This is a genomic window from Pseudomonas oryzihabitans (assembly GCF_032027545.1).
Taxonomy (GTDB): Bacteria; Pseudomonadota; Gammaproteobacteria; order Pseudomonadales; family Pseudomonadaceae; genus Chryseomonas; species Chryseomonas oryzihabitans_F.
Genome location: NZ_JAVSJB010000045.1, coordinates 1 through 9,548, shown reverse-complemented (window position 1 = coordinate 9,548; position 9,548 = coordinate 1). Strand labels below are relative to the sequence as shown.

Sequence of the window (9,548 nt, the reverse complement as noted above, 5' to 3'; positions counted from 1 at the left end):
CCCTCTACCGCAGCCGTCGCACTAGCCAAGCCGTTGCCCACAGTGGGCAGCGCCTACACCTTGCCTTCGGTCCGACTGACCGAGCCAGCCTCTGCCATGACTCAGACGTGGGATGCGCCGATTGGCAGCACCCTGCGTCAGTCCGTCGAGGCCTGGGCCAAGCGTGCGGGTTGGCAAGTGGTCTGGGAGCCCGTTGACCTGGACTACCCCATCGAGGCCGCCCTGCACTTCCGCGGCACCTTTGCCGAAGCCGTTGCCCAGGTCTTTCCGCTCTACGATGGCGCTCGGCGCTCCTTCATCGTCGATGGCAACTCCAGCCAGCGCATCGTTCATGTGTCCGAGAGGAAGAAGTCATGACCCGCCCCCTTCGCCTGAGCGCCCTGGCCGCGGCGCTCCTGCTTGCCAGCTGCTCAGTGCAGCGGGTAGACGAATCGGCACAGCGCGCCGAGAACGACGCCGCCATGGCCAGCCAATATGCGGCCCTGCTGCGTAACCAGCAGCAACAGCCCAAGCGCGAGACCGTCGTGTTCAGCGACAAACCCTGGGTTTCGACACAGCCGGTGGTGGCCAAACGTGGCATGCCATCCGCGCTGGACTGCGAGCTCAGCTATCGTCCGTCCGGCAGCGTCGGCATCACCGAGATCGCCCAGTACATCACCAGCCAGTGCGGTATAGCCGTGCTGGTCTCGCCCGATGCACTGAACCCCAATGCCGCTGCGCCCAGCGCACAACCGGCCAGCACCGCACCGGCGCCGATCGGCAATCCCAGCCCGGATAGCCTGGCAGGTCTACTGCCTGCAGGCGTCATCACTAACCCAGCGACAATGGGCGCCGCCGCGAGCTCCACTGGTTCGGGGTATCGCGCCTCCGACTTCACCAGCCTGGGCGGCGGCAGCCAGGTCAGCGGCCTCAAGTACAGCGGCAAGGCCTCCGGCCTGCTCGATGAGGTCACCGCGCGCCTGGGCTTGGGATGGCGCTACTCGCCCGTCGAGCGCGCCGTGCGGATCAGCTATTTCGAGACGCGGGTCTTCGACGTCTGGTCCTTTGGCGACAAGCAGGTCATCGCCAGCACCGTGAAATCCGGAATGGCCACCGCCGCCGGCACCAGCGGTAGCAATTCGGGCGGATCGAGCACCAGCTCCGGCGTCTCGGGCGACTCGGGCAGCAACCAGAGCACCACCGTGACCCTGGAGTCCTCAATCCTCCAGGACATCCAGAACAACGTGAAGGCGATGCTCAGCGTCGCCCCGGCCGGGCGGATGTATCTGGCTCCCTCCACCGGGACCCTGACCGTCACGGATCGCCCTGAGGTGATCTCGCGGGTCGAGGCCTACCTCAACACCACCAACCGCGCCATCACTCAGCAGGTGCTGTTCAACGTCAAGGTCTTCGAGGTCACGCTGACCGACACGGACCAGCTCGGGCTCAATTGGGCGGCGGTCTACAAGTCCCTGAATACCAAGTGGGGCCTGTCGCTTTCCAACACCGTCTCCGGCATCAGCACCAGCGCTACTTCGGCTTCCGTCGGCATCGTCGACACCGCCAACTCCGCCTGGGCGGGCTCCAACGCCATCGTCCAGGCGCTAGCCGAGCAGGGCCGCGTCTCCAATGTCAGGTCGCCCTCAGTCACCACCCTGAACCTGCAGCCGGCACCGCTGCAGATCGGCAACGTCCAGGGTTACCTCGCCTCCAGCTCGACGACGACCACCGCCTCGGTGGGATCGAGCACTTCGCTGACGCCCGGCACCATCACCAGCGGTTTCAACATGACGCTGCTGCCGCGCGTGCTCGATCACGACGAGATGCTGCTCATGGTATCGATCAACATGAGCAGCAAGCCGTCCTTCCAGACCTTCACGAGCAACGGCTCCAGCGTTCAGCTACCCGACTATGACGCCAAGTCGCTGTCGCCCAAGGTCAAGCTGCGCAGTGGCCAGACCCTGATCTTGTCCGGTTTCGAAGAGCTCAACGAGAACGCGACGAAGACCGGGGTCGGTGATCCCAGTTTCTTTGGCCTCGGCGGCAGCCGCACGCGGACCTCGGGGCACAGCGTCCTGGTGGTGCTGATCACCCCGATCGTGACGGGGTGACGACATGGCCCTCGCCAGTATCCCACCGGTCGCGCCGGCGCAAACCGCCCAGATCCTGACCTACCACGGCAAGAGCTTCGTGTCGGGCCTGCAATGGCATCCGCTAGGCAGTCTGACCGGGTACATGAAGGAAGCCCGGGAGTACGGCCGCCTGCACAAGATGGACATCGTCGCCATCCGCCGCACGCCCAATGTCATCCAGGCCGGTTTCGTCGCTCGCAGCGCCGGCGCCATGAAGGGTATGTACTCCCTGGCTGCGGCGCTGGCCGGACAGTTGGGCCAATCCTGGCTGGCCGCCTGGCAGGTGCCTGGCGATGAGCCCCGTTATGCTCTGGTAGCTGTGATCGACGGCGCCGTCATCCCGGGCTACGACCTGGTGGGCTCGGCAACCGAGATCCAGCGCAAGGTCGCCCAGCTCGAAAGCCGCGCGCTGACCTTCGATGAGACCTACCTGCCGACTGAGTTCGGCCAGGGCGGCAAGCCGCTCGACATCGAAGAACTATTGCAGCCTGGCAATTTGAAGCGCGACTACGCCCTCAAGCCCCTCGCATTCGGGATGAGCAAGGGCGAGTGGATCCGCGTGGGAGTCATTGGACTTGTCGTGGCGGCCGGCGTCATCGGCTATAGCCAGTGGGAGGCGCACAAGCGCGAGCAAAGGCGGCTCGCCGCCGTCGCGGCCGAGGCCGCGCGCCAGGCCGAGCTGCAAGCGATCAACGAGCGCTCCAAGGAGCAACAGACCATTCAGGCCCTGGAACATCCTTGGGCGAAGCGGCCAGGCGTGCCGGACTTTCTCCTGACCTGCAACGGCGCTATCGACCGGCTCCCACTCTCCATCGCTGGATGGCTCTTCACCTCGGCCCAGTGCGACGGGGTGCTCTTGTCGACCAATTACAAGCGCGACGGTAACAGCACGGCGTCGGCCTTTGTCGTGGCCACGCGTGGTCACTTCGCTGATGAGCCGGCCTTCTTCGATGAAGGCAATGGCGCCGCTCTCAAGCTCACCTTCGAGCCACCCTTAGCGGGCGACGATGAGCTGCTGCAGGCCACGCCGGCGCTGGCCGATCTGACCTCCTGGCTGCATGGCCAAGGCCTGGCACCGACCATCAAGGAAGTCCCGGTAGTCATTCCGACGCCTCAGGCCATGCCTGGCCAGCCGGCGCCCCCCGCGCCGCCGCCCCCGGACTTCAAGCATTTCGAGCTGACTTTCAACACCGCGTTGCCGCCGGACATCGTCCTCAAGGACGTGCCACACCAAGGCCTGCGACTGCGCGAGATCAAGACCCTTCTACAGAGCGATCAGCTGGCCTGGTCGGTGACCGGTGACCTCTATGTCAAATGACCTCTCTCTCGCCGCGATCGGCGCCCTGATGCTGACGCTGGCCGTCCCGGCCTGGGCCGATGCCACCAAACAGGGTGATCCAGATGGCATCACCGTTGGCGAGCTCTCCCGAGTGCAGAGTGAAACCATCCTCTACAAGGCCCAAGGCGAGCGTGCCAAGGCGCTGCGTGAGATCAGTGGTACTAGCACTCAAGCTACCACCTCGCCTCTGCCCAGCTACCTGTCGCAGCCTGTTGTAGCTCCCATCAGTCGGGTGAGCGGCGCGGCTGAGCAGACCGGCGCCGTCGAGCAGCTGCCAGTGGTGAAACTGGTCTATGGCGCGGGCAAGGCGCTGCACGCCACCCTGCTCTACGCAGGCGGCTTCGAGATCGATGCCTCCCTAGCCTCATCCGACCTGCCAGGCGGGTATCGCGTGGCCAGCTTGAGCCTGGACAGCGTCGTGCTCAGCCGCGGCGGCAAACGCTATCCGCTGGGGTTTTCCAACCGCGCCCCGAGCTTTCCGGTGGCTTCGGTAGCCACCAGCCAAGCACCGGTACTGCCCGTGACCGTCACGCCGATGAATCCGGTAGCACCGGTGCCGGTGCCTGCTCCGACCCCCATTGCCCTTCCGGGCTCTGCCCCTACCGCCAACCAACCCTGAGGTCACCTTGATGAGTTCGAGCAATCACATTGAGCCCGCTACGGACGAGCCGGAAGGTGACCCCAAAGCTATTGGCCAACGGTTGGCGGGGGAGCTGGTAACCGAGCTACTTCCGCTCCAGCCACGTCGCGTCCTCACTGCCGAAGGCGCCCAGTGGGGCTCGGTGAAGCCGGAACTGCGTCAGCTCCTGGCGCTGGTGGAAGGCGTACGCCCTACCGATCATGCTCAACTACTCGTATCGGGTCAGCATCTGCGCGACCCCTTCGTCATGGCCTTCATGGGCGAGCTGGATCGTGCGGATCTGGACTACCGCGTGGTGCCCAGCACCCTGAGCGAGATCCAGGCGCTGTATCAGGTCGATACGACCCGCGGCGCCAGTACCAGTGGTCTCGACAGTACCTCTCGCCAGCAGGAGGTCATCCGTCTGCTTGGCGAAGCTCACAGCCGTGGCGCGTCGGACGTGCACTTTGTTGTCGGCCGCGAAATCACGCACATCCTCTTTCGCATCCATGGCCTATTGACCGAGTACGGGCAGATCCAGAGCCGCATGGGCCGCGAGCTCTGCTCGGCGCTCTACAACTCCATGTGCGACGTGGCCGAAGAGCACTATCAGCCGGAGATCAGCCAGGACGCCCGGGTCAAGCACGCCTTCGTGGCTCAGCTCGGCCTCTTCGGCGCACGGGTTGCCTCTCGGCCGTTGGTAGAAGGGCCTCTCATGGTCCTGCGATTGCTCTATGACGAGAAAGCCAAGCAGTCCCTGGATGAGCTGGGCTTTCTGGCCGATCAGATCGCGCTGCTCAATCGTCTGCGCGGACTTCCGTACGGCGTCATCCTCATCACCGGTCCGACCGGGTCCGGTAAATCGAAGACCCTGCAGGTCACCCTCAATCAGCTGCACAGCGAGACCGACGGCACCCGCCATATTCTGTCCGTCGAAGATCCGCCTGAGTATCCCATCAAGGCTAACCAGTCGCCGCTGGGTCATGCCGAAACCTGGGACGGCGCCATCACCAACACCATGCGTCTGGATCCGGACATCCTCATGTATGGGGAAGTGCGTGACCTGGCCACCGCCCAGGCGGCGTTTCGCGGCGGCATGACCGGTCACCTGGTCTTCTCGACCTTGCACACCAACAACGCGGTAGCGAGCCTGCAGCGGCTCATCGACATGGGCGCCGACCCGAGCCTGGTGACAGACCCCGCGCTCATGTCGGGCCTCATCAACCAGTCACTACTGCCAGTGCTATGCACGCACTGCGCCCAGCCTCTATCCAGTCAACGCGACCAGCTGAACCCGGCCCTCGTCGAGCGACTGGAACGGGTCATGGATACGACGAAGGTCAGGCTGCAGGGTCCGGGGTGTGCGCATTGCCGAAACATGGGTGTCTCCTCGCGAACGGTCGTCGCCGAGGTGCTTATCCCCAACCATCGCTTCATGCAGATCTTCCGCGACCAAGGTGCCAGCGCGGCGAAAACCTACTGGGTCAGGGACATGGGTGGGATCACCAAGATCCAGCACACCATTGGCAAGGTCGCTGCTGGTCTGATCGACCCCCGGATGGCCGAGACCATCATCGGGCCGCTGGACCTTGAGCTTTTCGTCCTGGAGCAGCCCAATGCTTAGTCGGCTTCTGGACAGTTGGACGACCTTTGCCGATGCCTGGTACGCCAAGCAATTCGGTAGCAAGGAGCGCATCCAGTTCTACGAGAGCCTCTGCGCGCTTCTGGAGAACGGCGTCGGCATCGACGATGCCCTGGAAGAGCTACGCGCAATCTTCAGCGATGGCGGCAAAAAACGCCGGGACCCGACCGCCTTGGCCACGGCGGGCATCAGTCAGGCTGTGCGAAACGGCAAGTCCCTGGGCGATGCGTGCCAGCGCTGGATGCCCTACCAGGAGACCGCAATCATCGCCGCCGGCGAGCGGTCAGGCGCCCTGGTTCAGGCCTTCCTGGACTGCGTGCAGATGATCGAGGCCCGCGGTCGGATCCTGTCCCTGATCCTGTCCGTGACCGTCTACCCCATCATGCTCTGGGCCATGATGGCCTATCTGCTGCACGTCATCGCCTCGCGCATGGTCCCGGCCATGACCCGGGTCTCCAACCCCGAAGGCTGGACCGGCATCCCCTACCTGCTCTACCAGGTCTCCAGCTACGTCAACAACTGGGGCTTGCTGACCCTAATCGTGGTGCTGAGCGTCATCGTGCTGGCCATGGGGTCGCTGCCCTACCTGACCGGACCACTACGCGTCAGGCTCGATCGCCTGCCGCCTTGGTCGATCTACAAGGCCCTCCACGGCTCCACCTTCCTGCTCAACATCTCGGTGATGCTCAAGGCCAACATCAATCAGATCGAGGCCTTGCAGTCGCTGCAGCGCGGCGCCACCCCCTGGCTGCGTGAGCGGTTGATCGCGGCCGTCTACGGCGTCAATCAGGGCAAGAACTTCGGTGAGGCCCTGCGCTTAGCTGGGCACGAGTTTCCCGATAAGACCGCCGTCCAGTTCCTCTGTGTGCTGGCGACCCGCAAGGGCTTCTCCGAAGCCATCCACCGCTTCAGCAACCGCTGGATCGAGCAGACGCTTAAGCAGGTGGAGCGCTACACCAAGGCGTTCCTCACCTTCTCGACCATCGCCATGGGGCTCTTGATGCTCCTGGTGGTCAGCGGCGCCTTCAGCCTGCAGAGCAACGTTGCCAGCCTTCACCACTAGATCCACTACCCAAGGAACCGTCATGAGCAAACCCACCCCCAGCATCGATCCCGCATTTGTCAGCGTCAACGTCGAGTCGCCCAGCGAAATGAAAGAGTCCCAGCCTTTGCGCCTGCCGCCGCGCCACCGCCAGCGTGGCGTCTTCAGCCTGGAAATGATGTTCGTGCTAATCATCGCCGTCGTCGCCCTGGGCTACATCATCTACAACGGCGGCAGCCTCATGGGCTCCCAGGACGTGACCAACGAGCAGTCCAACATCGGCACCATCATCGCCAATACCCGCAAGCTCAAGGCCAGTAGCGGCTACGGGACGTCGGGCACCAGCCTCGTCTCGCAGCTGGTGGCCAGCAAGGGCCTGCCCAACATGAGCGTCAACGGCAGCAACCTGTACAACGCCTGGGGCGGTTCGGTCACCGTGGTATCGAGCGGCATGACCTTCACCATCACCGAAAACGCGCTGCCTCAGGATGCCTGCGTCACCCTGGCCACCAAGATCAGCCGCGGCACCAAGGTCACCACCGCCATCAACGGCGGAACCGCGGTCACTGGCGAAGTGGATCCGGGCACCGCTACCAGCGGCTGCAGCAAGGACAGCAACGTCGTGACCTGGACGGTTTACTGAGTCCACATGAGCCTGATCACGCAAGCCAATTTCGTCGACCTCTTCCTCGGCCCGGACTTCTCGGACGTGAAGGGCCTCGACGGCTCCGGTAGCCGGCGGGAATCTGCGCCGGCTGCCTGGGGCACTGAGCTGCAGGCGCTGCGCGAGCAATGCCAGGCCAAGTCAACTGAGTTCGGCGACCCGGAATTCTCGCTGGTCCAGGACGGTATCGTCCTGCGGGTGACGCAGATCAAGGATGCCTTCTCGGAAGACGTCTTCATCATCCGCAAATCCAATGCCCAGATCCGCCCCTTCCACATGCTGGGGTTTCCCGAATCACTGGCCACCGCCATGCTCAGTGACCAGGTGCGCGGACTGGTGATCTTTTGCGGCGAGATGGGTACCGGCAAGACAAGCAGCGCCGCCTCGCTGATCGCCGCACGCTTGCAGGCCTGCGGCGGCACGGCGCTGGCCATTGAGGATCCGGCCGAGACGAACCTCAACGGTCTGCATGGCGAGGGGCGCTGCATCCAGATGCAGGTGTCCCGACGCACGGGTGGCTACGAGGAGGCCCTACTGCGCGCCTTGCGCACCGGCGCCGACATGATTCTCATCGGCGAGATTCGTGACATCCCAACCGCTGTTCAAGCGGTACGCGCCGCCATCAATGGTGTCTTCGTCGCCACCACCTTCCATGCCGGCAACCCCACCCAGGCGCTGGAGCGGGTGCTGGCTCTGGCCAGCAATGAGATCAAGAACGCTCGCGAGATCCTGGCTCAGGGTCTGGTAGCGGTCGTCGCTCAAACGCTGGAAACCCGCAATGACCGTCGCATCCTTAAGGTGCGCAGCCTACTGGTCACTGGGGAGGACGGGCCCAGCATCCGCGAAAAGATCCGCGCGGGGCACATCGCGCAGCTGGACCAGGACATCGACAATCAACTCAAACGAGACCTCTGGGGATGAACACCTCACACGGCTATGCCTCACAGCGGGGCTTCATCGCCCTGGACATGCTTTTTGGGCTGATCGTCCTGGCGGCCGTCATGACCGGTGCCGCGGTACTGGTGGCCAATCAAATGGACTCGCAGAATTACCAGATCGCCGCGGACCAGCAGAAGCAGGTCGCCGACGCGGCGGCCAAGTACCTCAAGGACAACTTCGCCACCGTCTACGCCGCGGCTGGCACCACGACGCCGGCGCAGATCACCCCGGCGATGCTGCGCAACACCAACTACCTCCCCGCGGGGTTCACGGACGCCAATGCCTTCGGCCAGACCTTCGTGGTGCTGGCCAGGCGGGTGGCGACCAACCAGCTTGAATCCATCGTGCTCACCACCGGTGGCCAAGCCATCGATGAGATGGGCACCCGCGAGATAGCCGAGAACCTCGGCGCCCCGGGCGGCTTCGTGCCGGTGGCCAACACGGGCATCATCCAGGGCGTGCGCGGAGGCTGGTCGCTGACCCTGAGCAACTATGGGGTAAGCCCTGGTGCGGGTCACACCGCCAGCGCGCTCTTCCTGCAGGACGGCACCCTGGCCAATGACTACCTCTACCGCAATGCTGTCGCCGGAAAACCCGAGCTGAACCGGATGAACACTGCGCTTAACATGGGTGGCAACGATCTGAACAATGCGGCCAACATCACCGCCTCGGGTACCGCCAGCATCAGCGGCGATGTGAACGCTGGCCGCAACGTCAACGCGACGGGCAACGTGAACCTCAACGGCACGGTCACCGCCGGCGGCGACCTTCGCGCCGGTTCGATGTACCTGCAGGGCAATGCGTCCATGAACGGCAGTGCCACCGTCGGAGGCAATATCGCTGTCACTGGAGACACAACAACCGGCTCGATGTATGCGCGTGGCAACGTCCAGGGCGTCACCGCCAGCATGTCAGGGGAAACCTATACCACGGGCTGGTTCAGGACCCGTGGGGATACCGGCTGGTACAGCGAGAAATGGGGCGGTGGCTGGCACATGACCGATAGCGACTGGATCCGGGCTTACGCCGGCAAGAACGTTTACACGCCAGGGCAAATGCGCGGAAACAGCTTGTTCTCCGAAGGCCGAACCTATGTCGGGGAATATCTACAGCTTAACGGCACCGCAAGCGAGAACGCAGGCTGCAGCCCAAATGGCATGGTCAGCCGTACCGGAGAGGGCTTGCTACTTTC

The 9,548-nt window shown here is 64.0% G+C and carries 9 protein-coding genes; all 9 read left to right on the top strand.

Going from position 1 to position 9,548, the window contains the following annotated elements:
• The coding region (locus RND78_RS27195) for a toxin co-regulated pilus biosynthesis Q family protein (RefSeq protein ID WP_312733286.1) at nucleotides 1–357 on the top strand (357 nt) is incomplete at its 5' end.
• On the top strand, nucleotides 354–2,090 hold the full coding sequence (locus RND78_RS27190; protein ID WP_312733284.1) for a PilN family type IVB pilus formation outer membrane protein: 1,737 nt from the start codon (nucleotides 354–356) through the stop codon (nucleotides 2,088–2,090). The genes RND78_RS27195 and RND78_RS27190, both read left to right, overlap by 4 nt.
• A 4-nt stretch (nucleotides 2,091–2,094) precedes the next feature.
• Entirely contained in the window at nucleotides 2,095–3,429 is a 1,335-nt protein-coding gene (pilO2, locus tag RND78_RS27185) for a type 4b pilus protein PilO2 (RefSeq protein WP_312733282.1), read from the top strand.
• A complete protein-coding gene (gene pilP / locus RND78_RS27180) occupies nucleotides 3,419–4,069 on the top strand; it encodes a type IV pilus biogenesis protein PilP (protein WP_312733280.1) in 651 nt (216 codons plus the stop codon). Before pilO2 ends, pilP begins: the two co-directional genes overlap by 11 nt.
• A gap of 10 nt (nucleotides 4,070–4,079) precedes the next feature.
• Nucleotides 4,080–5,693, top strand: coding sequence for an ATPase, T2SS/T4P/T4SS family (locus tag RND78_RS27175; RefSeq protein ID WP_312733278.1), 1,614 nt, complete (start codon nucleotides 4,080–4,082; stop codon nucleotides 5,691–5,693).
• On the top strand, nucleotides 5,686–6,774 hold the full coding sequence (locus RND78_RS27170; protein ID WP_312733276.1) for a type II secretion system F family protein: 1,089 nt from the start codon (nucleotides 5,686–5,688) through the stop codon (nucleotides 6,772–6,774). Before RND78_RS27175 ends, RND78_RS27170 begins: the two co-directional genes overlap by 8 nt.
• 88 nt (nucleotides 6,775–6,862) lie before the next feature.
• Nucleotides 6,863–7,396, top strand: coding sequence for a type 4 pilus major pilin (locus tag RND78_RS27165; protein WP_312733288.1), 534 nt, complete (start codon nucleotides 6,863–6,865; stop codon nucleotides 7,394–7,396).
• Nucleotides 7,397–7,402: 6 nt separating this feature from the next.
• Nucleotides 7,403–8,338, top strand: a complete 936-nt coding sequence (locus tag RND78_RS27160) for an ATPase, T2SS/T4P/T4SS family (protein ID WP_312733275.1) — start codon at nucleotides 7,403–7,405, stop codon at nucleotides 8,336–8,338.
• Nucleotides 8,335–9,548: shufflon system plasmid conjugative transfer pilus tip adhesin PilV (pilV, locus tag RND78_RS27155; protein WP_312733274.1), on the top strand; the 1,214-nt coding region annotated here is incomplete at its 3' end. The genes RND78_RS27160 and pilV, both read left to right, overlap by 4 nt.